This is a genomic window from Rhizobium aethiopicum (assembly GCF_014197535.1).
In the GTDB taxonomy this organism is placed as follows: Bacteria; Pseudomonadota; Alphaproteobacteria; order Rhizobiales; family Rhizobiaceae; genus Rhizobium; species Rhizobium aethiopicum_A.
In genome coordinates, this window is sequence record NZ_JACIFV010000003.1 from 124,873 (window position 1) to 146,889 (window position 22,017).

General features: G+C 62.5%; 22 protein-coding genes and 1 tRNA gene. 7 read left to right on the forward strand and 16 right to left on the reverse strand.

Annotated elements, in window-relative coordinates; genetic code table 11:
* Positions 1-156: 156 nt before the first annotated feature.
* Both rlmH and rsfS read right to left on the reverse strand, forming a co-directional pair.
* Complete coding sequence (gene rlmH, locus GGD53_RS06070; RefSeq protein ID WP_184454527.1) at positions 157-639, reverse strand: 23S rRNA (pseudouridine(1915)-N(3))-methyltransferase RlmH; 483 nt, start codon at positions 637-639, stop codon at positions 157-159.
* A gap of 117 nt (positions 640-756) precedes the next feature.
* On the reverse strand, positions 757-1,200 hold the full coding sequence (rsfS, locus tag GGD53_RS06075) for a ribosome silencing factor (protein WP_085779863.1): 444 nt from the start codon (positions 1,198-1,200) through the stop codon (positions 757-759).
* 209 nt (positions 1,201-1,409) lie between these two features.
* On the opposite strand from rsfS, the gene GGD53_RS06080 reads away from it, so the two are divergent.
* Positions 1,410-1,784 carry a winged helix-turn-helix domain-containing protein gene (locus GGD53_RS06080; protein WP_184454528.1) on the forward strand — a complete coding sequence of 125 codons (375 nt, stop codon included), beginning with the start codon at positions 1,410-1,412 and terminating at the stop codon, positions 1,782-1,784.
* On the opposite strand, the gene modC is transcribed toward GGD53_RS06080, so the two are convergent.
* The 7 genes from modC to obgE all read right to left on the reverse strand — a co-directional run bounded on the left by modC (position 1,785) and on the right by obgE (position 9,248).
* A complete protein-coding gene (gene modC, locus GGD53_RS06085) occupies positions 1,785-2,852 on the reverse strand; it encodes a molybdenum ABC transporter ATP-binding protein (RefSeq protein ID WP_184454529.1) in 1,068 nt (355 codons plus the stop codon).
* On the reverse strand, positions 2,849-3,550 hold the full coding sequence (gene modB / locus GGD53_RS06090; protein ID WP_184454531.1) for a molybdate ABC transporter permease subunit: 702 nt from the start codon (positions 3,548-3,550) through the stop codon (positions 2,849-2,851). The genes modC and modB overlap by 4 nt, the downstream gene beginning before the upstream one ends.
* A gap of 270 nt (positions 3,551-3,820) precedes the next feature.
* On the reverse strand, positions 3,821-4,612 hold the full coding sequence (modA, locus tag GGD53_RS06095; RefSeq protein ID WP_184454533.1) for a molybdate ABC transporter substrate-binding protein: 792 nt from the start codon (positions 4,610-4,612) through the stop codon (positions 3,821-3,823).
* 478 nt (positions 4,613-5,090) lie between these two features.
* Positions 5,091-5,690 carry a nicotinate-nucleotide adenylyltransferase gene (locus tag GGD53_RS06100; RefSeq protein ID WP_210303103.1) on the reverse strand — a complete coding sequence of 200 codons (600 nt, stop codon included), beginning with the start codon at positions 5,688-5,690 and terminating at the stop codon, positions 5,091-5,093.
* 37 nt (positions 5,691-5,727) lie between these two features.
* Positions 5,728-7,011: a glutamate-5-semialdehyde dehydrogenase gene (locus GGD53_RS06105; protein ID WP_184454536.1), complete on the reverse strand. Its 1,284-nt coding sequence runs from the start codon at positions 7,009-7,011 to the stop codon at positions 5,728-5,730.
* Positions 7,004-8,173 carry a glutamate 5-kinase gene (gene proB, locus GGD53_RS06110; RefSeq protein WP_184454538.1) on the reverse strand — a complete coding sequence of 390 codons (1,170 nt, stop codon included), beginning with the start codon at positions 8,171-8,173 and terminating at the stop codon, positions 7,004-7,006. Before proB ends, GGD53_RS06105 begins: the two co-directional genes overlap by 8 nt.
* The gene (gene obgE, locus GGD53_RS06115; RefSeq protein WP_184454540.1) at positions 8,160-9,248 is read right to left on the reverse strand and encodes a GTPase ObgE; all 1,089 of its coding nucleotides are present in this window, start codon (positions 9,246-9,248) and stop codon (positions 8,160-8,162) included. Before obgE ends, proB begins: the two co-directional genes overlap by 14 nt.
* Positions 9,249-9,332: 84 nt before the next feature.
* On the opposite strand from obgE, the gene GGD53_RS06120 reads away from it, so the two are divergent.
* Positions 9,333-10,199 carry an endonuclease/exonuclease/phosphatase family protein gene (locus tag GGD53_RS06120; protein ID WP_184454542.1) on the forward strand — a complete coding sequence of 289 codons (867 nt, stop codon included), beginning with the start codon at positions 9,333-9,335 and terminating at the stop codon, positions 10,197-10,199.
* A 37-nt stretch (positions 10,200-10,236) separates the two neighbouring features.
* Here GGD53_RS06120 and GGD53_RS06125 read toward each other — a convergent pair whose 3' ends face one another.
* From GGD53_RS06125 to rplU, 4 genes are all read right to left on the reverse strand, one after another.
* Entirely contained in the window at positions 10,237-10,824 is a 588-nt protein-coding gene (locus GGD53_RS06125; RefSeq protein WP_184454544.1) for a GNAT family N-acetyltransferase, read from the reverse strand.
* Positions 10,821-11,477 (reverse strand): GNAT family N-acetyltransferase, encoded by a 657-nt coding sequence (locus GGD53_RS06130; RefSeq protein WP_011427247.1) that lies wholly within the window; start codon positions 11,475-11,477, stop codon positions 10,821-10,823. The genes GGD53_RS06125 and GGD53_RS06130 overlap by 4 nt, the downstream gene beginning before the upstream one ends.
* Positions 11,478-11,602: 125 nt before the next feature.
* Positions 11,603-11,872: a 50S ribosomal protein L27 gene (gene rpmA / locus GGD53_RS06135; protein WP_004676172.1), complete on the reverse strand. Its 270-nt coding sequence runs from the start codon at positions 11,870-11,872 to the stop codon at positions 11,603-11,605.
* A 34-nt stretch (positions 11,873-11,906) separates the two neighbouring features.
* The gene (rplU, locus tag GGD53_RS06140) at positions 11,907-12,224 is read right to left on the reverse strand and encodes a 50S ribosomal protein L21 (RefSeq protein ID WP_007824851.1); all 318 of its coding nucleotides are present in this window, start codon (positions 12,222-12,224) and stop codon (positions 11,907-11,909) included.
* A 301-nt stretch (positions 12,225-12,525) separates the two neighbouring features.
* Between rplU and GGD53_RS06145 the strand changes: the two genes are divergently transcribed.
* Positions 12,526-12,615, forward strand: a tRNA-Ser gene (locus GGD53_RS06145).
* A gap of 71 nt (positions 12,616-12,686) precedes the next feature.
* Here the strand turns inward: GGD53_RS06145 and GGD53_RS06150 are convergent.
* Positions 12,687-13,301 carry a TetR/AcrR family transcriptional regulator gene (locus GGD53_RS06150; RefSeq protein WP_184454546.1) on the reverse strand — a complete coding sequence of 205 codons (615 nt, stop codon included), beginning with the start codon at positions 13,299-13,301 and terminating at the stop codon, positions 12,687-12,689.
* Positions 13,302-13,374: 73 nt separating this feature from the next.
* On the opposite strand from GGD53_RS06150, the gene GGD53_RS06155 reads away from it, so the two are divergent.
* From GGD53_RS06155 to GGD53_RS06170, 4 genes are all read left to right on the forward strand, one after another.
* The gene (locus GGD53_RS06155) at positions 13,375-14,124 is read left to right on the forward strand and encodes an NIPSNAP family protein (protein ID WP_246717709.1); all 750 of its coding nucleotides are present in this window, start codon (positions 13,375-13,377) and stop codon (positions 14,122-14,124) included.
* Between the two features lie 232 nt (positions 14,125-14,356).
* Entirely contained in the window at positions 14,357-15,799 is a 1,443-nt protein-coding gene (locus GGD53_RS06160; protein ID WP_184454547.1) for a M81 family metallopeptidase, read from the forward strand.
* 49 nt (positions 15,800-15,848) lie between these two features.
* Entirely contained in the window at positions 15,849-17,633 is a 1,785-nt protein-coding gene (locus GGD53_RS06165) for a gamma-glutamyltransferase family protein (protein WP_184454548.1), read from the forward strand.
* A gap of 248 nt (positions 17,634-17,881) precedes the next feature.
* Complete coding sequence (locus tag GGD53_RS06170; protein ID WP_184454549.1) at positions 17,882-19,213, forward strand: glucoamylase family protein; 1,332 nt, start codon at positions 17,882-17,884, stop codon at positions 19,211-19,213.
* Positions 19,214-19,215: 2 nt separating this feature from the next.
* Here the strand turns inward: GGD53_RS06170 and GGD53_RS06175 are convergent, their stop codons facing one another.
* Positions 19,216-20,253: an ABC transporter ATP-binding protein gene (locus tag GGD53_RS06175; protein WP_184454550.1), complete on the reverse strand. Its 1,038-nt coding sequence runs from the start codon at positions 20,251-20,253 to the stop codon at positions 19,216-19,218.
* Positions 20,250-21,917 carry an ABC transporter permease gene (locus tag GGD53_RS06180; protein WP_184454551.1) on the reverse strand — a complete coding sequence of 556 codons (1,668 nt, stop codon included), beginning with the start codon at positions 21,915-21,917 and terminating at the stop codon, positions 20,250-20,252. Before GGD53_RS06180 ends, GGD53_RS06175 begins: the two co-directional genes overlap by 4 nt.
* Between the last annotated feature and the right edge of the window lie 100 nt (positions 21,918-22,017).

The window sequence follows — 22,017 nt, forward strand, 5'->3', positions numbered from 1 at the left end:
TCGTCATGCGTGTCCGGGCACTCTCTCAAATCGCGCGGAGACTAAGCTGATTTGGCACGCTTTGCCAGAAAGTTTGCAGGAGAAAGCCTGCCTGCGCAAAACACGGCTGCGTGACAATGCGACGCATCGCCAAAGCCATGGACCGAGTCTGAATGGTCAGACGCGGTGATAGGGGTGGCCGGACAAGATGGTGACGGCGCGATAGAGCTGCTCGGCGATCAGCGTGCGCACGAGTTGGTGCGGCCAGGTCATTTTTCCCAAGCAAAGCGTGGCGTCGGCCCGCTCGTAAAGGGCGGGATCGAGGCCGTCGGCTCCGCCGATTGCGATCGTCAGCTCACGTTTGCCCTGGTCGCGGTAGCTGCCGAGCAGGTTTGCGAAGGCGTCGCTGTCGAGCGCCTTGCCGCGTTCGTCGAGGAGGATGAGAACACTGCCGTCGGCCAGTGATTTCGAAAGCATCGCCGCTTCGTCGCGCTTGCGGGTCTCTGCATTGGAGGCGCGGCTTTCGCCAACTTCGGCAACACGGGTGAATTCGAGCCCAACCGCAGGGCCGGCCTTGGCAAAACGATCGAGGTAACGGGCCACAAGATCCTTTTCGGGGCCGGACTTCAGCCGTCCCACCGCAAAAAGGCCAATTCGCATTTCCCCGCTCCTGCTCGTGACGGCATTTCAGGCACACGATGCACCGCAGCCGGCTTCTCATGTGTTCCGGCCAGTCAAATGCCGCATCTCAGGCGCCGGGCAATGCCGGCCCGCCTGTCAGTGCCGTGTTTCTTCATCCATATCCGGAGCCGCCCACATCTTCTCGATGTTGTAGAACTCGCGGATTTCGGGGCGGAACACATGCACGATGATGTCACCGGTGTCGATCAGGATCCAGTCGCCGCCCTCCTGACCTTCGACGCGGGCCGTACCGAAGCCTTCGTCCTTGAGATCGGTGAGCAGGTGATCCGAGATCGCCAGGACATGCCTGTTCGAGCGGCCGGAGACGACCACCATGTAGTCTCCAAGCGCCGATTTTCCGGCAATGTCGATCGTGACGATATCTTCAGCTTTGGAGTCCTCAAGGCTGGTGAGGACGGCTTCTAAGGCGCGGGCAGCGGCATCGGCGCCACGTTCCGCACTCTTCGGGACAACGGCGAGCGTTTTTCCCTTGGCGTGTACTGTTGTCAGTTTTTTCCCTTTCCTGGAATGACAAACCATGCACAACACGAGATCCGATGACGACCGGATCATGGTTAAGATAGGCATCAAACCATTAATGTTTCAAGACGTGCTAAGGTACAGAGCGGTCGAAAATCCGATCTGGGGTCCGAATTGAAGAATATTGCCGCTCGGGCTGCTTGTGCGGTCGGTGTACAGTTTCCGTACCGCGGCGTAAAGTGCGGCAAATTCCTCGATTTCTCGATTCGATGACCGACCCCGCCGCAAAAACACCTGTTCCCGTCCTGCGAATCAGCTTCCCGAATGAGCATCGTCTCGGTCACGGCAAGATAGAGCTGCTGGAGCATATCCGCGCGACCGGATCGATCTCGGCGGCCGGGCGGGCGATGGACATGTCCTATCGCCGAGCTTGGCTGCTCGTCAGCGAGATGAACCGGATGTTCTCAGAACAGGTGGTGGAGCCGCAACGCGGCGGGCAGAAGGGCGGCGGTGCGGCGTTGACGCCGTTTGGCGAAGAATTGCTCGCGCGGTTTCGCCGGATGGAAAAGACCCTCCGCGCAAGTCTTGCCGAGGACCTCGCCTGGCTCGAAGCCAAGAGCATGTCACTTGGCGAGCACGGTTGATCAGCCTTCCAGGGCAACCGTTTTGATGATCGCGAAGACGGTCTTGCCGGGCCGGAGATCGAGGCGCTCGCAGGAAAGCGCGGTGATGCGGGAGAGAACGGTGTCGCCGTCGCAATCGAGCCGGATTTCGACCGTTCCGTCGTCGTCCGGCGCCATGTCTTCGATTCTGCCTTCAAGAATGTTCAGCGCGCTCAGGCCCTCGGGCCTTGCGGTCGCCAGCATGACATCGCGGGAAGGAATGCGGATGCGGACCGATCTGCCTGATGCAAGGGCGGTACCGGGAACATGCAGCCGGTTGGATTTCAGGGCGACGATCGACAGGCGGTGGCGCGCGTCGAAGCTCTCGACGGTGCCTTCGAGCAGCGCGCCCGCCTCTTTGCGGTCGGAGGCCGCAGAGGCATGGCTCAATATGTCGACGGCGGGACCCGTCGCCTCCACTTTGCCGTCGTCCATGATTACGACCTGGTTTGCCAGCCGCGCCACCTCGGCAATCGCATGGCTGACATAGACGATCGGGATTTCGGTCTCATCGCGCAACCGCTCGAGATAGGGCAGGATCTCGGCCTTGCGCGCCTCGTCGAGGGCGGCGAGCGGCTCGTCCATCAAGAGCAGGCGGGGTGAGGAGAGAAGGGCGCGGCCGATTGCGACCCGCTGCCTTTCGCCGCCGGAAAGTTTTGTCGGGCTGCGTTCCAACAGCGTCTCGATGCCGAGCAGGTCGATGATATGATCGAAACTCTCGCCGCGTGCCGCCCTCGGTGCGAACCAGCGCCCGTAGGTAAGATTGGCGCGGACGCTCAAATGCGGGAACAGCCGTGCCTCCTGGAAGACATAACCGAAACGGCGGCGGTGTTTCGGGACGAAGATCCCAGCTGCGGTGTCGGTCAAGGTTTCGCCGTCAAGCGCGACGCGGCCCTCATCCGGCCGGGCGAGACCGGCAATGATGCGGATCAGTGAGGTCTTGCCGGAGCCGGAGCGGCCGAACAATGCGGTCACACCGCCTTCGGAGGTGAAGGCCGCGTCGAGCGAAAAGGCGCCTAGTCTTTGTTTTGCCTGGACGATCAGGGTCATTCCGGATCGATCCTTCGGCCGGCGAGACGAGCGAGCAATTCGGAGGCGAGCACGGCAGCCATGGAAATGACGATGGCGACCAGCGTCAGCCGCAGCGCGCCGGCATCGCCGCCCGGCACCTGGGTAAAGGTGTAGATCGCGGACGACAGGGTCTGGGTCTCGCCGGGAATATTGGAGACGAAGGTGATCGTCGCGCCGAATTCCCCCATCGCCTTGGCGAAGGAAAGGATCATGCCGGTGATGATGCCGGGCAGGGTCAGCGGCAGGGTGATCGTCAGGAAAATCCAGACAGGGCCGGCGCCGAGCGTTCCGGCCGCCTCCTCCAGCTTACGGTCAACTGCCTCGATCGACAGGCGTATGCTGCGCACCATCAGCGGAAAGGCCATGACGGCGCAGGCAAGCGCGGCGCCCGTCCAGCGGAAGGAGAAGACGATGCCGAAATGCTGGTCGAGCAGGCTGCCGATCGGACCGCGGCGGCCGAAAAGGATGAGAAGAAGGAAACCGGTGACGACGGGGGGCAGGATCAGCGGCAGGTGAACGATGCCGTTCAGCACCGACTTGCCCCAGAAACGGCCGCGGGCCAAGAGCAGGGCAACGAGGATGCCGAAGGGCAGGCTCGCCAGCATCGCGACGATAGACACGCGCAGGCTGAGCAGGATCGCCGTCCATTCCTCATCGCTCAGGCCGAATATGTTCAACTGCAGTCGTCTCCCTGGAAAATCCGGCATCATCCGACGCCTGCCCCTCATCCGCCTGCCGGCACCTTCTCGCCGCCCGCGGGGCGCAGGGGGATCGCCGCAACCTCTCCGTCCCTCGCTAACGTCTCGCAGGGCACGTCCCCTCTCCCTGCGAGCGGGGAGAGGGTTAGGGTGAGGGGCAGCCGTGGCTTGGTGCCTAACACCTGCTGTACATCAACCAATTGCAGTGCTCGGGACAAGCCCGAGCATGACGAAACATTAGCTGGCCGACTATTTCAGAATAGTGAAACCCTGCGCCGCGAAGAAAGCGGCTGCCTTGTCTGACTTCAGAAAATCGAGATAGGCAGCTGCATCCGGGTTCTTGCTCTCGGCAAGAATCGCGACCGGATAGATGATCGGCGGGTGGGAGTCGGCCGGGAAGGTGCCGACGATGGCGACACCCTTATCGGCCGCCGCGTCGGTCTGGTAGACGATGCCGTAAGGCGCTTCGCCACGGGAGACCAGGGCGAGGGCGGCGCGCACGCTTTCGGCACCGGCGACCTTGCTTTCGACCGATGTCCAGACGCCGAGTTTTTCGAGTGCGGCCATGCCGTATTTGCCTGCCGGAACCGATTTCGGCTGACCCATGGCAAGCCTGCCGTCACCGAGCAAAGCGGCGAGATCGAAACCCTGTTTGATCTCGACCGGCTTAGCCTTGTCCTTTTCGGCCACGAGCACGATCCGGTTTCTGAGCAGGTCCGAACGGCTGTCGGCTTTGATCAGCTTCTTCTCTGCGAGATAATCCATCCAATCGCGATCCGCCGAAATGAAGATATCGGCCGGGGCAGCGTTTTCAATCTGCTTGGCAAGCGCCCCGCTCGCCGCATAGGAGGCGACGGTTTGCTTGCCGCTCTCCCTGGTCCAGGCGGCATTGGCAGCGTCGAGCGCGTTCTTGAGGCTCGCCGCGGCAAAGACGGTCAGTTTTTCAGCGGCTGCGGCCGGCGCCGGTAGCGCTGCCGCACCTAACCAGAGAGCCGCGATCGCGGCGGTTGCCAGGTTCATCCATTGCCGGCCGTTCTGCATGCTTCACTCCCTAGGGGTTCGAAATATTTCGACGAATATAACGACACTCACGGTTTGGCCAGGGATATATCCAGGAAAATATATCCGCGATGGCCAATCGGCCTTACCTCATCAAGAGATGCATGGCTTTCTGGGACAAGATACTCGCTGGCTGCCGTGCGCGGCGGATGCGATCGGTCAGCCAGAGTAACCGCAGGGCAAAGATGCTGTTTTGCGGGGCTTGCCGATAAAAGCGGCAGCATTCCAGGCTGGTTACCCGCAGTATTGCATCGACCGCATTGCTGCATTGCACAAAATGATATTCACCTTCCCGCGGAATATGGTACAACACACTCATCGAAACGGCTTTCTCCTCCTCCCATAGCCGTTCGACAGGATCGGCAACACTCCTCCTCCCAGTTGTCGATCGAGTTTATAAGCCCGACGGATCTCCTCCCCCGTCGGGCTTTCTCGTTTCCGGGATTTCCTTGAAGATCAGCTATCCGACCGCGCCCGGCAATGCGCCGTTGCGGATGGCCGTCGAGCTCAGGCCGGAGCGTGGGCCGTGGATGAAAGTCCAGGCCGGTGCCGGCTTCTTCCAGAGAACACGTGCGTCGTCTTCGTCGATGCGCGCGAAACCGAAGGTCCGCGTCATTTTCGAAGAGAGGTAGGAGAGTGTGGCGCCCGGCCGGTCGATTACAGCGATCGGGAAGGTGCGGGCGATCTCCTGCCATTTTTGCCATTTGTGAAAGGTCTGCAGGCTGTCGGCGCCCATGATCCAGATGAAATGTACATGCGGATTGCGGGCCTTGATGCGGGCCAGCGTGTTAGCGGTATAGCTGACGCCGAGCGCCTGCTCGAAAGCCGTGACCTTGATGCGCGGATCGGCGGCGACACGCTCGCTTTCGGCAATGCGCTCGGCGAGCGGCGCGAGAAGATTGCGGCTTTTCAGCGGGTTGCCGGGAGTCACCATCCACCAGAGCTGGTCGAGACCGAGCCGCTTGATGGCAATTTCGGCGACGAGCGCATGGCCCTCATGCGGCGGATTGAACGACCCGCCGAACAGGCCGACGACCATGCCGCGCTCGCTGTGCGGCATGCGGAGATAACGTCGGTCTAGCTTATCCGTCGTCACGTCAGGGTCGGGTCTGTCCGGCACCGCGCACCCGGTATTTGAAGGAGGTCAGTTGTTCGACACCGACGGGGCCGCGGGCATGCATCTTGCCGGTGGCGATGCCGATTTCCGCACCCATGCCGAACTCGCCGCCGTCGGCGAACTGGGTCGAGGCGTTGTGCAGCAGGATCGCCGAATCGACTTCGGTAAAGAAACGTTCGACGACAGCAGGATCCTCGGCGATGACGGCCTCGGTGTGGTTGGACGAATATTTCTGGATATGGGCGATCGCGCCCGATATGCCGTCGACCACAGCGACCGAGATGATCGCGTCGAGATATTCGGTCGACCAGTCCTCCTCCGTCGCGGGCTTGAGGCCGGGCGCAACCTTCAGCACCGCCGCCGAAGCGCGGATCTCGCAGCCGGCGCCGGTCAGCACCTCAAGCAGTGGCGTCAGATGCGTGCCGACTGCAGCACCATCGACGAGCAGCGTCTCGGCCGCCCCGCAGATGCCGGTGCGGCGCATCTTGGCGTTGACGACGATCTTCTTCGCCATCTCAATATCAGCCGATGCATCGACATAGATGTGGCACAGGCCTTCGAGATGCGCGAAGACCGGCACGCGCGCTTCGCTCTGGACGCGGGCTACCAGGCTCTTGCCGCCGCGCGGCACGATGACGTCGATTGCACCCTCGAGGCCGCGCAGCATGGCGCCGACGGCGGCGCGGTCGGTGACCGGAACGAGCTGGATCGCATGCTCCGGAAGTCCCGCCGCCTTCAGGCCTTCGACCATGCAGGCATGGATAGCATGCGATGAACGGCGCGAATCCGAGCCGCAGCGCAGGATGACCGCATTGCCTGCCTTGAGGCAGAGCGCGCCGGCATCGGCCGTGACGTTCGGCCGGCTTTCGAAAATGACGCCGATGACGCCGAGCGGCGTGCGGACGCGCTCAATCTTCAGGCCGTTCGGCCGGTTCCAGGCGGCGATGACTTCGCCGACCGGATCGGCAAGGGCGGCGATGGCGCGGATTCCTTCGGCCATCTCGGCAATGCGCTTTTCGTTCAGCGTCAACCGGTCGACGAAGGAGGCAAGCGTTTCGCTGCCTTCGATTTCTTTGAGATCCTTGGCGTTTTCGGCCAAGATATGCGCCTTGTTCGCCAGGATCGCGTCGGCCATGGCGTTCAGGGCCTTGTTCTTCGCCTCGGTGGAGGCAAAGCCCAACGGTCGCGCTGATGCCTTCGCCTTGCGGCCGATGTCGTTCATCAGCGCATCAATGTCAGGGCCCGGCGCAACGGTATCAAGCATAGCTCGCGTCCTTCTTCAACCTGTCCGATTTCGACCGGATCTGCGCGTTCGTCACCATATCGTCGCGATGGACCATGGCGGCGCGCCCGGCATAACCGAGAATGGCCGCGATCTCCGCCGATTTGCGGCCGGCGATGCGGCGGGCGTCCTCGGCATCGTAGCTTACCAGGCCGCGGGCGATCTCGCGGCCTGCAGGGCCGATGATCGCCACGGTGTCGCCGCGGCTGAAGAGGCCGGAAATACTGCGCACGCCGGCCGGAAGCAGGCTCTTGCCGGCGCCGAGCGCCGTGACGGCGCCGTCATCGACATGCAGTTCGCCCGCCGGCTGCAACTGACCGGCGATCCAGGTCTTGCGCGCGGTGACGGGCGTTCCGGAGGGGGCGAACCAGGAGGAACGGGCGCCGTTTTCGATTTCCGAGAGCGGGCTGTCGGTCTTGCCCGAGGCGATGATCATGGCGCAGCCCGATGTCGTCGCGATCTTGCCGGCATCGATCTTGGTGCGCATGCCGCCGCGCGAAAGCTCGGAGGCGGCGCCGCCGGCCATCGCTTCGATCTCCGGGGTGATTTCGGCGATCGTCTCCAGGAAGGTCGCATTCGGATCGAGATGCGGCGGCGCGGTATAGAGGCCGTCGATATCGGAGAGAAGGATGAGCAGGTCGGCGCCGGTCATCGTCGCCACGCGGGCGGCCAGCCGGTCGTTGTCGCCATAGCGGATTTCGCTGGTCGCGACCGTGTCGTTCTCGTTGATAATAGGCACGGCGCCGATCTTCAGCAGCTGATTGATGGTGGCGCGCGCGTTGAGATAGCGGCGGCGCTCCTCGGTATCGCCGAGCGTCAACAGGATCTGGCCGGCGACGATCTCGTCGCGCGACAGGCTCTCCGACCAGGCGCGCGCCAGCGCGATCTGGCCGACGGCGGCGGCGGCTTGGCTTTCCTCCAGTTTCAGCGCCCCCGAGGGCAGGTCGAGCACCGAGCGGCCGAGCGCGATGGCTCCTGATGAAACGACGAGCACGTCGATACCCTTGGCCTTCAGGCCTGATATATCGGCGCACATGGCATCGAGCCAGGCCTTCTTCAGCCCGGCCTTGCGATCGACCAGCAGGGCAGAGCCGATCTTGATGACGATGCGGCGGTAGCGGCCGAGCGGCTTACGGCTGGTCATCGGCCCCATCCTCGTCCGTGCCGTCTTCACTGACGACCATGTCGCGATGCCGGAGTTTCGGCGCCTTGGCCGGCTTCTCCTCGGCATTGTTCTCGACGATGATGTCGCGCAGTGCACGCAGAACCTCGGTCATACCCCTGCCGGTAACGGCCGAGATCTGGAAGGGGGTCTTGCCGCAGGCCCTGGCCAGTTCCTTCGTCTTCTTCTTCAGTTCGGCCTCGTCGAGCACGTCGATCTGCGACAGCGCCACGATTTCGGCCTTGTCGGTCAACTCGTTGCCGTAGGCTTCGAGCTCGTGTTTGACCGTCTTATAGGCCTTGCCGACCTTTTCTTCCTGGGCGGAAACGAGGTGGAGCAGCACGCGGGTGCGCTCGACATGGCCGAGGAAACGGTCGCCGATGCCGACACCTTCATGGGCGCCTTCGATCAGGCCCGGAATATCGGCAAGAATGAACTCCCGCTCGTCGATGGTGGCAACGCCGAGATTGGGGTGCAGCGTGGTGAAGGGGTAGTTGGCGATCTTCGGCCGGGCGCGGGTAACCGATGCCAGGAAGGTCGACTTGCCGGCATTGGGCAGGCCGACTAGGCCGGCATCGGCAATCAGTTTCAGCCGCAGCCAGATGGTTTTTTCCTCGCCGGGCAGGCCGGGATTGGCCCAATCCGGCGCCTGATTGACCGAGGTCTTGAAATGGGCGTTGCCGAAGCCGCCATTGCCGCCATGGGCGAGGCAGTAACGCTGGCCTTCCTCGGTCAGGTCGCAGATCATCGTTTCCCGGTCTTCCTCGAAGATCTGGGTTCCCACCGGGACCTTCAACGTCACGTCGCCGCCGTTGGCGCCGGTGCGGTTGCGGCCCATGCCATGGGTGCCGATCGTCGCCTTGAAATGCTGCTGGTAGCGGAAATCGATCAGCGTGTTGAGGCCGTTGACGGCCTCGACCCAGACATCACCGCCGCGTCCGCCGTCACCGCCATCGGGGCCGCCGAACTCGATGAATTTCTCGCGCCGGAAGGAAACGCTGCCCGCGCCGCCATCTCCGGATCGGATATAGACCTTTGCTTCGTCGAGAAATTTCATTTTACTTCCAATATTCCGTGGCAGTTGGACGGCCCGTCTTGGCCCATTCGATATAGGCGGTTCCGACGGAGGTCAAAGATTATCGTGAATTTCGTGAGCTATAACATACAGTACGGCTTCGGTCTCGACGGCCGATACGATCTGGCGCGGATTGCCCGGAGCCTCGAAGGCGCCGATGTCATCGCGCTGCAGGAGGTGACCCGCGGTTTCTGGCGCAACGGTTTTGCCGACATGGTGGCCGAGATTGCCGCTTTGTTTCCCGACCATTTCTGGGCGTATGGGCCGGCCTGCGACATACATATCGATGGGGGTGAAGGCGGCCTGCAGCCGGCGCGCGGCACGCGTTTTCAGTTCGGCAATATGGTGCTGTCGCGCTGGCCGATCCTGTCGACGCGGACGCTGCTTCTGCCACGCAGCCGGACGATCGCCAAGATCAACCTGCAGCGCGGCGCAACCGAGGCGCTGATCGCCCTCCCGGGCGGCGCGATCCGTCTCTACTCCGTGCATCTCGACCATGTCTCGGCCGACGAGCGCATCCGCCAGCTGCAATTCTTGAACGCGCGTATCAACGCCTTCGTCGAGGAGGGCGGATCGCTGACCGGCGGTGGCGAGCTTGATCTGCCGGAGCTGCCGCTGCCAGAAGACTTTATGATCTTGGGCGACTTCAACATGGAGCCGGAATCGCCGGAATATTGTGCGCTTGCCGGCGCCGGCGGCGGCTATTACGGCCGCGTCGCCAGAATCGGCACGCCGATCGACGCCTTTGCGGCGCTCGGGGCTTATCGTCCGGGAGGCTACAGCTGGATGGACCCGGCAGATCACGGCAAACGCATGCATCTTGACTATTGTTTCGTCAGTTGCGGCCTGGAGGGCCGGTTGAAATCCGCGCGGATCGACACGCAATCCCTCGGCTCCGATCATTTTCCTGTCTGGGTCGAGATCGGCGATTGACGAAGACGCCGCCGAGCCGGCGGCGCCTCCTGTTTGACTAAGCCACCTTGCGCGGCTGCAGCGCGCCCGGCTGCAGCACGGTTTCGATGTGCGACACCATGGTGTTGCGGGCGAAACAATAGATTTCGCCGCAACCCGCCATGCGGAAACCGAGCTTCTCCTGCAGCCGCAGCGAAGCCGGGTTGTCGGCGAAGACGCCGGAATGAACAGGCGTCTCCGGCATACGGCGCGAGAAGCGCTCGATGATCGCCGCCACCGCCTCGCTCATATAGCCGCGCCGCCAGTAGTAGCGGTTCAGCCAGTAGCCGAGATGCCAGCGGCCGTGGCGCAGCTCGATCGAGACGGTGCCGACATGGACATCGTCCTTGCCTGTTATCGCGAGCGACCAGTCCGGCAGGGTGCCTGACGTGATCGGCATCAGCCAGTCCAGCGCATCCTGCCGGTCGAACGGCGCGGGCACGCGGGAAAGCATGCGCGTCACCGCGAAATCGGACAGCGATTCCGCGATGGCGGGCGCGTCGCTCAGCCGGTGGGGGCGGAGCGTCAGCCGGGCGGTCGGGATGACCGGCGCGGGGCCGGGCATCATCGGCCTGGTGTCCGGCCTTTGCAGTGCTGTCGTGCTCATGCGATGTTCCCCCAGCTTCTCAGCGACATCCAGGTCTTGCGGTCGAGCCTGTACCATTCCACAGGCACGTTGCTGCCGAGCGCCAGCGAGGCGGCAAGCCCCGAACCCTGGAACTGGAAACCGCACTTCTGGATGACACGCCGCGAGGCGACGTTCATCACCCGGCAACGGGCGTCGATCTGGTCGACGTCCTGCCGCGTCCGGAACACCATATCGACGAGGGCATGGCAGGCCTCGGTGGTGTAGCCCTGGTTCCAATAGGGCTCACCCAGCCAGTAACCGATCTCGACGGTCTTGCCGTCGCTATGCGGTTCCACGCCGCAGCACCCCATGAAGGCGCCGTTTTCGGCTTTGGTGATGGCATAGACGCACTTGCCAATCTCGCCATTTCGCGAACGCCAAACAAAGTCGGCGGCATCATTGGCGGTATAGGGGTGCGGCATACGCGATACCATGGTGGCGACTTTGGCGTTGTTGGCGAGATGGGCAAGGGCGTCGATGTCTTCTTCGTGGGGCGCGCGCATGACGAGCCTTTCCGATAACAAGACAGGGCAATCGGTCCTTAACCGCTCCGGCCTCAGCCGTTCCTTGGAAGACCGCTGGTCTTCCCGGGAAGACCGTGATTGGTCTACCCTTATCAATTCGCCTTGCATGTTCAGTCCTCCTGTTTGGACAAAGAAAAAGGGGAGATGGCGCCCCATCTCCCCTGTTTTCTGGACTGAACCTGGTACGGTCAGCCGGGTCGATGAGACGCCGGCTGTTTTTGAGCGCTACCGGCTTATTCCGCTGCTTCCGCTTTCGGCATGACAGACACGTAGACGCGACCGTTGGCCTTCGTTCGGTAGTCCACATTGCCGGCGGTAAGTGCAAAGATCGTGTGATCCTTGCCGAGGCCAACGTTGGAACCGGGATGCCACTGCGTACCGCGCTGACGCACGATGATGTTGCCTGCGATGACGGCTTCGCCGCCGAACTTCTTCACGCCAAGGCGCTTGGATTCGGAATCGCGACCGTTGCGCGAGGAACCGCCAGCTTTTTTATGTGCCATTGGAGTTCTCCTTTAAACCTGAAACCCGTTGATCTTACTTGGCAGCCACGATGTCCGTGATACGGACGACCGTGTGATGCTGGCGATGGCCGCGCGAACGCTTCGAATTCTGACGACGGCGCTTCTTGAAGGCGATGACCTTCTTGCCGCGGGTCTGGTCGACGACTTCCGCCTTGACGGAGGCGCCGGCTACGAAGGGCGCACCGATCGCCGCGTCGGCGCCTTCGCCGATCACGAGGACTTCGGTGAATTCAATGGAATCGCCAGCGGATGCTTCAAGCTTCTCGATGGTCAGCACGTCGTTGGCTGCCACACGGTACTGCTTACCGCCGGTCTTGATGACTGCGAACATTTTTTATCCTTTCATGTTCGTTCCAGCGCTCCCCGCCAAGCAGGTGGCTGTCTTTTTATCAGTCGAAGTTGAGCAGGGATTTCAGGGAACTAGCCCGGAATTCTGGTCTGCCGGTGAAACCCCGCGCGAGCGCGAGGCGGGCAAGGGGCGGACTACTCCACTCCTATTGCGGATGCGGGATACGCGAGTGACGGAAAGGTGTCAAGGCAAAAGGATGGAAAAGCTTGAGATTTCGGCTTGCCAACCTGTCATATGCCCGTTATGAGAACGCCCGCGCCGAACAAGCGCCGACCAAGACCGCGGAGAGGTGGCAGAGTGGTCGAATGCACCGCACTCGAAATGCGGCATACCTGCAAGGGTATCGTGGGTTCAAATCCCACCCTCTCCGCCATTCATCCACTTGTCCATTCCGGCTGCACAGTCTGATTTTTCCGGCGAAATCGGCTCGCCTCGATTCACCGGTCAAGGTCGACTGTAGTTCGCCGCCAGCAGCGCCGCCAGTTCGGCGCGGCAGTCGCGGAGCGGGCCGACATCCTGGCTTGTCTTTGCCATCGTCATGGCGCCGGAATAGGCGGCAATGACAAGCGTTGCGATTCTACCTGGATTGATCCCGACGGCGCGTTTTTCTTCCATATCTGCTGCAAACTTGGCGGAGAGCGCTTCGTGCCAGTCTCCGAACACGGCACTGGTAAGCGCCCGCATTTCGGCGTCAAACTGGGAAACTTCCATTGCCATATTGTTGAGCGGGCAACCGGAGACCCGGTCCTTTTGCGTCAGTTCACCGATGAAGGCTTCAAAAATCAGGTCTATGGCGGTTGGCGCATCCGCACATCTGCGCAGCGGCTCGATCCATGTCTGCCGAACGGCGGCAGCGACGCGATCACGGATGACTGCAAGTCCGAGGTCGCGCTTTGCAGGGAAATGATGCGCCATCGCGCCGCCGGACACGAAAGCCCGCTCGCGCAGCTCCAGCATGCCGGTCGCGAGATAACCCTGCGTGACAAAGGCGTCATAGGCGGCATCGATGATCCGGCGGCGCACGCCTTCGGGGTCATTGGTTCTCTTGTTTTCGATCATTGTGTCTCACGTGAAATCGACCCTCACTCTAGCAGCTTGACAAAACAGGTCAATTGTCCTGTGATAAAACAGGATGATCGACCTGTCAGGAAAAACCATGGACCCTCACATCATATTCGAGCTTCGCCGCTATCGGCTTCTTACCGAGCGCAGAGAGGCATTGATCCGCCTGTTTGATCGCGAGTTCGTTGAGCCCCAGGAGGCGTTGGGCATGCGCGTCGAAGGGGAGTTTCGCGATCTCGGCGATCCCGATTGTTTTGTGTGGGTTCGCTCCTTCAAGAACATGGACGCCAGAACAGATTCGCTCGAATCCTTCTATTCGGGGCCGGTGTGGAAGGAGCATGGACCGGCCGCCAACGCGACAATGCTGAACTCGGACAATGTCCTGCTGCTGAAGCCGGCGGCCGGCGTTCTTCCGTTTGCGCATAACCTGCCACGGGAGAAAGAGGCGGAGCGCGCGGAAGCACAAGGGCTGATCGTCGTAAACATCTGTTCGCTCGCGCCCGGAACGGAAGAAGATTTTTCGGAATTTTTCCGCGACAGGGCGATGCCGGCCATGTTGGCCGCCGGTGCGCGGATCGAGGCGGTGTTTATGACCGAGCGAAGCAGGAACGGTTTTCCCCGCCTGCCGGTGCGCGAGGGAGAAACGGTGTTCGTCTGGTTTGAAGCTCACGCGGATCAAAGCGGTGCAGCCGCCTACCAGCATCGATTGCGGCAGAATCCGATCTGGACGGCGGAGATTTATCCATGGATGGACAGCCGGTGCTGGCGGAGTATCGATGTCGCACTGTTGTCGCCGACGTCGCGGTCGCTTTGCGCCTAGTGAGCGATCTTGCCCGCACGTCGACGCAATTTCTTCCCCGCCAGTCATCGAAAAGATATTTCAGGATCGACCCGGATCGATTTTGTCATGCAATGCGGTTGATCGGCTCGTTTTGCGAACTATCATCAGGGTCGGATAACGGCGGCACCCCTGCAGAAACCGCCCCGTCTTCACCTTCAACTCATCGCACCCATACCGTCCTGATTGCTCCCACTTTCAACCGAGGTTTCCCATGCGCATCGCCGTCGGTGGCATTCATACCGAATGCAGTACGTACAATCCCGTTCTGAATGAGGAGAAGGATTTTCGGGTGTTGCGCGGGGAAGGGCTGCTGGAATCGCCCTATTTTGCTTTTCTGAAGGATTACGATGCCGAGTTCCTGCCGACGATCCATGCCCGCGCCATTGCCGGCGGGCCGGTGTCGCGCGCCACCTATGAGGGCTTCAAGACCGAATTCCTCGAGCGGCTGAAGCCGCTGCTGCCGCTCGATGGCCTCTACCTTGCCATGCACGGCGCCATGTATGTCGAAGGCATGGAGGATGCCGAAGGCGACTGGATCAGTGCGGCCCGGGCGCTGGTCGGCGAGGCATGCACCGTCTCGGCGAGCTACGACCTGCACGGCAACATCACCCAGCGCATTATCGATGCGCTCGACATCTACTCCACCTATCGCACCGCCCCGCATATCGATGTCGAGGAGACGATGCGCCGCTCGGTCTCGATGCTGGTCAAAAGCTTGAGGACCGGCGTAAGACCGTTCGTTCTCTGGGCGCCGATCCCGGTCGTCCTGCCCGGCGAGCGCACCAGCACCGTCGATGAGCCGGCGAAGAGCCTCTATGCCAGGCTGCCCGAGATCGATGTGATTGATGGCGTCTGGGACGCATCGCTGATGGTCGGTTACGTCTGGGCCGACGAACCGCGCGCCACGGCCGCCGCTATCATGACCGGCACCGACCGTGCCGTGCTGGAGCGTGCGGCGAAGCGCCTCGCCAAGGCTTATTGGGATGTTCGCGAAGACTTTGTCTTCGGCTGCGAGACCGGTTCGGTCGAGGAATGCGTTGCAAAAGCGATCGCTAGCCCGACCGCTCCCGTCGTGCTCGCCGAATCCGGCGACAACCCGACAGGCGGCGGCGTCGGAGACCGGGCCGATGTCCTGGCCGAGCTGATCGCCAAAGAGGCTGACGGCGTCGTCTTTGCCGGCATCGCCGACAAGGCGGCGACCGAAGCCTGTTATGCCGCGGGGGTCGGTGCGCAGCTTGTCTTGAGCGTCGGCGCCTCGCTCGATACCAAGGGCAGCAGGCCGGTCAACGCGCGCTTCACCGTCAAGTTCCTGCATGAGAGCCCCGACCTCGCCGATCGGCAGGCGGTCGTTTCGATCGGCGGCATCGATCTCGTGCTCTCGACCAAACGGCGGCCCTACCACAATATCGCCGACTTCACTCGGCTCGGCCTCGACCCGCATGGCGCCAGGATCATCGTCGTCAAATCGGGCTATCTCTCGCCGGAACTGGCGCCGATCGCCAATCCCAACCTGATGGCATTGTCGGAGGGCGTAGTCGATCAGTTCGTCGAGCGTCTGCCGCGGCTGCGTAAGCAGCGTCCGACCTATCCCTTCGACAAGGATTTTGCCTTCGAGCCGCAGGTCTTCCTCTCCGCGCGCTCGCCAGAGGCTTGAGTCCCAGCGATCCGAACGGGAGATGATTTCCCAAGGAAGGATGTTCGGCATGACCGGATTTACGACCCGTCCTGAAATTCTCGGCACTTTCGGCGTCGTCACCTCGACGCACTGGATCGGCTCTGCAGTCGGCATGAGCATTCTCGAAAAGGGCGGCAACGCTTTCGACGCGGCGGTGGCGACCGGCTTCGTGCTGCAGATCGTCGAGCCGCATCTCTGTGGCCCCGGCGGCGACCTGCCGGCGGTGATCTATTCGAAGAGGAAGGACAAGGTCGAGGTCATCTGCGCGCAGGGGCCGGCACCCGCCGGCGCGACGATCGAACACTATACGAGGGAAGGCCTGACGCTGATCCCCGGCGACGGCCTGCTTGCGACCGTCATTCCCGGTGCCTTCGATGGCTGGATGCTGATGTTGCGCGACTACGGCACGATGAGCGTGCGCGAGGTGCTGGAACCGGCGATCTATTATGCCGAGCACGGCCATCCGCTGCTGCCGCGCGTCGCAGCGACCATCAAGGGGCTTGCGGCTTTTTTCGAAAAGGAATGGCCGACCTCCCACGAAACCTGGCTGCCTGATGGTAGCGTTCCCGAAGCGCAGGCGAATTTCCGCAATCCGGCGCTGGCTGAAACCTGGAAGCGCGTCATTGCCGAAGCCGAGGCGAAAAGCGGCCGGGAAGCACAGGTGCAGGCGGCCCGCGACGCCTTCTATCGCGGCTTCATCGCCGAAAAGATCGACGCTTACCTGAAGACGGCCGAAGTGATGGATGCAAGCGGCAACCGCCACAAGGGCGTGCTCACCGCAAGCGACATGGCCAACTGGTCGGCGACGATCGAGGAGCCGCTGACCTATGACTATCACGGCTGGACCATCGCCAAAACAGGTCCCTGGGGTCAGGGGCCTGTCTTCCTGCAGACCCTGTCGATCCTGAAGGGCTTCGACCTCGCCGCAATGAGACCGGATGGCGCCGATTTCGTTCATACCGTCGTCGAGGCGATGAAACTCTCCTTTGCCGACCGCGAGGTCTATTACGGCGATCCCAGTTTTTCCGAGATCCCGGTCGCGCATCTGCTGTCGGAGAGCTACGCTGCCGAACGCCGCAAACTCGTCCGCGCGGATGCCTCCTTCGATCTTCGCCCCGGCATCATTCCAGGTTTCGAAGCACAGCATGATCTAACGATGAAGATGCTCGGCGCCGAATCCAAGACCGGCGCCGTCTACGAGCCGACCATGGCGCATCTGTCCGAAAAGCGCGGCGACACCGTGCATATCGACGTGATCGACCGTGACGGCAACATGGTCTCCGCCACGCCGTCCGGCGGCTGGCTGCAGTCTTCGCCAACCGTGCCCGGCCTCGGCTTCTGCCTCAATTCCCGTGCCCAGATGTTCTGGCTCAAGCCAGGCCTGCCGACATCGCTTGCTCCGGGAAAACGGCCGCGTACGACGCTGACGCCTTCCCTCGGCCTCTATGAAGGCCGCCCGACCCTTGCCTTCGGCACGCCGGGCGGCGACCAGCAGGAGCAATGGCAGCTTTCCTTCTTCCTGCGGCATATCCATCACCAGCTGAACCTGCAGGCGGCGATCGATCAGCCGCTCTTTCATACCGCTCATTTTCCGAGCTCCTTCTATCCGCGCAGCCGCGAACCCGGCAGCCTGATAGCGGAAGAGAGTTTCGGTCCGGATGTGCTCACCGCGCTCGCCCGAAAGGGCCACAAGCTGACGATCACCGATCCTTGGACGATCGGCCGGCTGACGGCCGCACGACGCGATGCCGACGGACTGATGCGCGCCGCAGCCACCCCGCGCCTGATGCAGGCCTATGCGGTCGGACGATAGCGGCCGCTTCCCGCAGCGCCCGCTGGCAACAAGTATCCCCTGGGATAGACTGTGCCGGTGCGGTGCGCGGCCGTGCTTTTGCTGCACCGCTTATATGACTTATGCTAGATATTATTTCACCGATAATTGTTAACGACCGATCGCCTCCGTTTGTGTTCTCTTATCCCTGCGAATCAAAAAGGTTTGATTTGCCCGGGGACGACCACCATGTTCAAGCATGGGTCGATGCAACAGTTGGGTAGGAGCCTATGCTGCAACGGATCGAAGACATTGATGCAGCCCTCATCGACAGGTTGCAGCATTCGGCTTTCAAGTACTTCCTGAAATATTCCAATCCCGAAAATGGCCTGGTGGCTGATACCTCGATCGGCGGCGTGCCGGCGAGCATCGCGGCTGTCGGCTTCGCCCTTTCCTCCTATCCCGTTGCCGTCGAGCGTTGCTGGATCAGCCGCAAGGAAGCAGCCCAGCGCACGGTCAATACGCTACGTTTCTTCGCCGAGGCGCGGCAGGGCGAAGAGCGCCATGCGACCGGCCATCGCGGCTTCTTCTACCATTTTCTCCACATGGATAGCGGCAATCGTGCCTGGAACAGCGAGCTTTCGACCATCGACACGGCGCTGCTCATCGCCGGCGTGCTGACCTCAGCGCAATATTTCAATCGCGAAGACGAGACCGAGACTGATATCCGTGAGCTCGCGACCTTCATCTACGAACGCGTCGACTGGCGCTGGGCGCTGAACAAGGGCGACACGATTTCCATGGGCTGGAAGCCTTCGTCGGGCTTCCTGCGCTGGCGCTATCACGGTTTCGACGAGGCGATCATTCTTTATGCGCTGGCACTCGCCTCGCCGACACATCCCGTGCCGCAGTCGAGCTACGACGCCTTCACATCGAGCTATTCCTGGATGATGTTCGGCGACCAGCCGTATCTCTATGCCGGCCCGCTGTTCATTCATCTGTTCTCGCATGCCTGGATCGATTTCCGCGGCATCCAGGACAAACCGATGATGGAACGCAACTGGGACTATTTCCGCAACACCCAGGTCGTCATCAACATGCAGCGCGACTATGCCGAGCGCAATCCCGGCGGTTTCGTCGGCTACAACAGGAACGTCTGGGGCTTTACCGCCTGCGACGGCCCGCCGCCGACCCGGCGCATGCGTGGCGGCCGGCAGCCGAAGGTTCTGGGTTATGCCGCCCGCGGCGCGCCGCTCGGACCTGATGACGGCACGATCGCACCCTGGACCGCACTCGCCTGCCTGCCCTATGACCGGCAGGCGGCGCTCGACGGCACCAAGGCGCTTCTGACCACCTATCCGAACCTGCTCTTGGAAGGCGGCTTTCCCGGCGGTTTCAATCCGACCGTGCAGACCAAACGTCCGGAGGGTTGGGTGGACGACCGCACCGTCGGCATCGACCAGGGCCTTGTTGTCATGACCATCGAAAACGAGCGTTCCGACTTCATCTGGAAGCTGATGCGGCAATCGCCGGTCATCCGCCTCGGACTCGAGCGCGCCGGCTTTACCGGCGGCTGGCTCGAGGGCATCGAGCCGCAAGAGCTGGTGCGCCGGGTCGGCTAAGCTCAGCGCTCGAAGACGTGCGCCTTGCCTGATATATCCAGGCGAACGAGATCGCCTCGCGAGGGAAGGGCGACACTCGAGGTCTTGATCCGGATCGGCGGCAGGGCAACGCCGTCGAGCGAGACGGCGACGGTGCAGACCGCGCCGCCGAATTCCACCTCGACAACCCGTCCGCCGTAGTCGCGATCGCTTTCATCGGCAACGACGCGGATCTGTTCGGGCCGCAGCATGATTTCCGCCTTGCCCTGGCGGCTGCCTTCGACGGCGACATGGCCGAGGGCGCAGTCGGCAAGGCCGTTGCGGATGATGGCCGGAAGCAGCACGGCATCGCCGAGGAACAGCGCCGTCTCGCGATCCCTGGGATGCAGATACAGGGCTTGCGGCGTTCCCGCCTGAATCAGCCGCCCTTCCCGCAGGACCGCGACCTGATCGGCAAAACTCAGCGCCTCTTCCTGATCGTGCGTCACGAGAACGGCGGTAATACCGGCCGCCTGCAGGACGCGCGCGACAGCCTTGCGCATGTTTTCCCGCAAGCCGGTATCGAGCGCCGAGAATGGTTCGTCGAGCAGCATCAGCCGCGGCTTGCGGCCGAGCGCGCGGGCGAGCGCCACGCGCTGCTGCTGACCGCCGGAAAGCTGATGCGGGCGCCGCGCCAGCATGCCGCGGTCGAGCTCGACCATATCGAGCAGTTCGGCGATGCGCCGCTCACGATCGGCAGCACCTCGTTCGAAGCCGAAGCCGATATTCTCAGCCACGCTCAAGTGTGGAAACAGCGCGCCATCCTGCGAGACGATGCCGATGCCCCGCTTGTGAGCCGGCACTGCCGCCGGGCCATCGGCCAGCACGTCGCCATCTAGGGTGACCCTGCCGGCATCGGCCTGCTCGAACCCCGCAATGATGCGCAGCAGCGTCGTCTTGCCCGAGCCGGACGGCCCGATGACGGCGGTGCGGCTGCCGGCCTGGACGTCGAGCGAAATATCCTTCAGCGCTTGGACAGGCCCGTAGCGCTTGCTGATGTTTTCGATCGTAAGCAGCGTCATTGGCCGGCGGTCCGTTTCGATTGCGTATAAAGCGTCAGGGTGAGCGGCAGCGACAGCACGACCATCATGAAGGCGTAAGGCGCGGCCGAGACATAATCGATCTCGCTGGTCAGCGACCAGAATTTCGTCGCCAGCGTATCGACGCCGTTTGGCGAGAGCATCAGCGTCGCCGTGAGTTCATTGGTAATGCCAAGTGCGGTCAAGGCGACGCTGGCAGCGGCTCCCGGTGCGGCAAGCCGCATGGTGATCTGCCGCACCGCCTGACCGGGCGTGCGGCCGAGGCCCATCGCGGCGCGCTCCAGCTCCACCGGCGCCTGAGCGATGCTGGCGCGTAAGCCGACCATGGCACGGGGCAGGAAAAGCATCACATAGGCGACGAGCAGCGTTGCGAAGGTCTGATAGAGCGGCAGCACGAGGCGCACGGTGATCGTCACCAGCGCCAGCGCCACGACCACGCCGGGCAGCGAGCCGACATAATAGTGGCAGGCTTCGAGCACGCGCTGGAAGCGGCCGGGCGCGCGCACGGAGAGCCAGGCCATGGGGGCTGCGGCAGTCGTCGCCAGCACGCCGCCGGCGAGAGCGAGCGCCATTGTCTGCAGGAAGGCAGTGCCGACCTCGATGCGCCAGATCTCGCTGCCGCCGAGATAGAGCCAGCGGCCGAGCGTCATCAACGGCACGCCGAGCGTCAGCACCGCCAGGACGACAGGCAGCAGGATGGCCGGCACCACGAACCAGCCGAGACGCCGGCGATCGGCCGGACGCGGCGAGCCGGGGCCGACGCGGGCATAACGTTCGTTGCCGCGCAGCAGCACTTCGAGGCCAAGCAGGAAAAGGCAGCAGGCAACGAGCACGCCGCCGAGCATATTGGAGGCCGGGCTGTTGTAGGAGGATTGGAACTGGTCGACGATCGCGGTTGCGAAAGTATCGAACCGGATCATCACGAACAGGCCGTATTCCGACAGCAGATGCAGCGCAATCAGCAGCGAGCCGCCGCAAATGGCAAACCTCAACTGCGGCAGCACGGTGCGGAAGAAGACGCGCCAGGGATTGAGGCCGAGGGAGGCGGCGGCATCCTCGATGGCCGGATCGAGACGGCGTAGCGCTGCGGCGACCGGCAGATAAAGAAAGGGATAGTAGGCGATAACAGAAACGAAGACGCCGCTCTGGAGGCCGCGCATGCCGGGAATGAGGCTGACCCAGGCATAGCTGTGCACGAAGGCCGGCACTGCGAGCGGCGCGATCGCCAGCCAGGCCCAGAGCCGGGCGCACGGAATATCCGTTCGTTCGGTCAGCCAGGCAAGCGTCACGGCCAGCGCGATCGACAGCGGAATGGTGGCCGATTCCAGGAGAACCGTATTGACGAGGAGTTCGCCGACACGTGGCCGGAAGACGAGCGTTTTCACCGTTTCCCAGCCGACATCGTAAGTGATCCAGCCGATGAAGCCGAGCGGCACGAGACTGAAGATCGCGATGACGGTCGCGAGAAGCATCACCGGCGCGTGCGGCATGCGCCGGCGCGGCAATAGCATTCGCGCGGCCTTCGGCGCGACCGGCGCCTTGTTGCCGGCTACGAAAAATCTGTTGTCCTGCAGCAAGGCCGATGCCTTCATACGCTGAAAAAGGAAGGCAACCGTCTTGGAAAGACAGTTGCCCGATCCCGTCATGCCCTAAGGTTTTCTTGAGCCAAAAGCAATAGTTTTGGCTGCTGCAAGCCTGCGGCAGAAAGCCCGAAGCCTCTCCCGCGTAAGTGCTACGACACGCAGA

Excerpts from the sequence above, each read along its gene's own strand:
- GGD53_RS06155 (WP_246717709.1), top strand. The coding sequence starts at position 13,375 with ATGATCGACCTGTCAGGAAAAACCATGGACCCTCACATCATATTCGAG.
- GGD53_RS06170 (WP_184454549.1), top strand. The coding sequence starts at position 17,882 with ATGCTGCAACGGATCGAAGACATTGATGCAGCCCTCATCGACAGGTTG.
- GGD53_RS06175 (WP_184454550.1), bottom strand. The coding sequence starts at position 20,253 with ATGACGCTGCTTACGATCGAAAACATCAGCAAGCGCTACGGGCCTGTC.
- rpmA (WP_004676172.1), bottom strand. The coding sequence starts at position 11,872 with ATGGCACATAAAAAAGCTGGCGGTTCCTCGCGCAACGGTCGCGATTCC.
- GGD53_RS06100 (WP_210303103.1), bottom strand. The coding sequence starts at position 5,690 with ATGCCGCACAGCGAGCGCGGCATGGTCGTCGGCCTGTTCGGCGGGTCG.
- GGD53_RS06125 (WP_184454544.1), bottom strand. The coding sequence starts at position 10,824 with ATGAGCACGACAGCACTGCAAAGGCCGGACACCAGGCCGATGATGCCC.
- GGD53_RS06165 (WP_184454548.1), top strand. The coding sequence starts at position 15,849 with ATGACCGGATTTACGACCCGTCCTGAAATTCTCGGCACTTTCGGCGTC.
- GGD53_RS06105 (WP_184454536.1), bottom strand. The coding sequence starts at position 7,011 with ATGCTTGATACCGTTGCGCCGGGCCCTGACATTGATGCGCTGATGAAC.
- GGD53_RS06160 (WP_184454547.1), top strand. The coding sequence starts at position 14,357 with ATGCGCATCGCCGTCGGTGGCATTCATACCGAATGCAGTACGTACAAT.
- obgE (WP_184454540.1), bottom strand. The coding sequence starts at position 9,248 with ATGAAATTTCTCGACGAAGCAAAGGTCTATATCCGATCCGGAGATGGC.
- rsfS (WP_085779863.1), bottom strand. The coding sequence starts at position 1,200 with ATGGTTTGTCATTCCAGGAAAGGGAAAAAACTGACAACAGTACACGCC.
- GGD53_RS06180 (WP_184454551.1), bottom strand. The coding sequence starts at position 21,917 with ATGACGGGATCGGGCAACTGTCTTTCCAAGACGGTTGCCTTCCTTTTT.
- GGD53_RS06080 (WP_184454528.1), top strand. The coding sequence starts at position 1,410 with ATGACCGACCCCGCCGCAAAAACACCTGTTCCCGTCCTGCGAATCAGC.
- rplU (WP_007824851.1), bottom strand. The coding sequence starts at position 12,224 with ATGTTCGCAGTCATCAAGACCGGCGGTAAGCAGTACCGTGTGGCAGCC.
- modA (WP_184454533.1), bottom strand. The coding sequence starts at position 4,612 with ATGCAGAACGGCCGGCAATGGATGAACCTGGCAACCGCCGCGATCGCG.
- GGD53_RS06130 (WP_011427247.1), bottom strand. The coding sequence starts at position 11,477 with ATGCAAGGCGAATTGATAAGGGTAGACCAATCACGGTCTTCCCGGGAA.
- rlmH (WP_184454527.1), bottom strand. The coding sequence starts at position 639 with ATGCGAATTGGCCTTTTTGCGGTGGGACGGCTGAAGTCCGGCCCCGAA.
- proB (WP_184454538.1), bottom strand. The coding sequence starts at position 8,173 with ATGACCAGCCGTAAGCCGCTCGGCCGCTACCGCCGCATCGTCATCAAG.
- GGD53_RS06150 (WP_184454546.1), bottom strand. The coding sequence starts at position 13,301 with ATGATCGAAAACAAGAGAACCAATGACCCCGAAGGCGTGCGCCGCCGG.
- modC (WP_184454529.1), bottom strand. The coding sequence starts at position 2,852 with ATGACCCTGATCGTCCAGGCAAAACAAAGACTAGGCGCCTTTTCGCTC.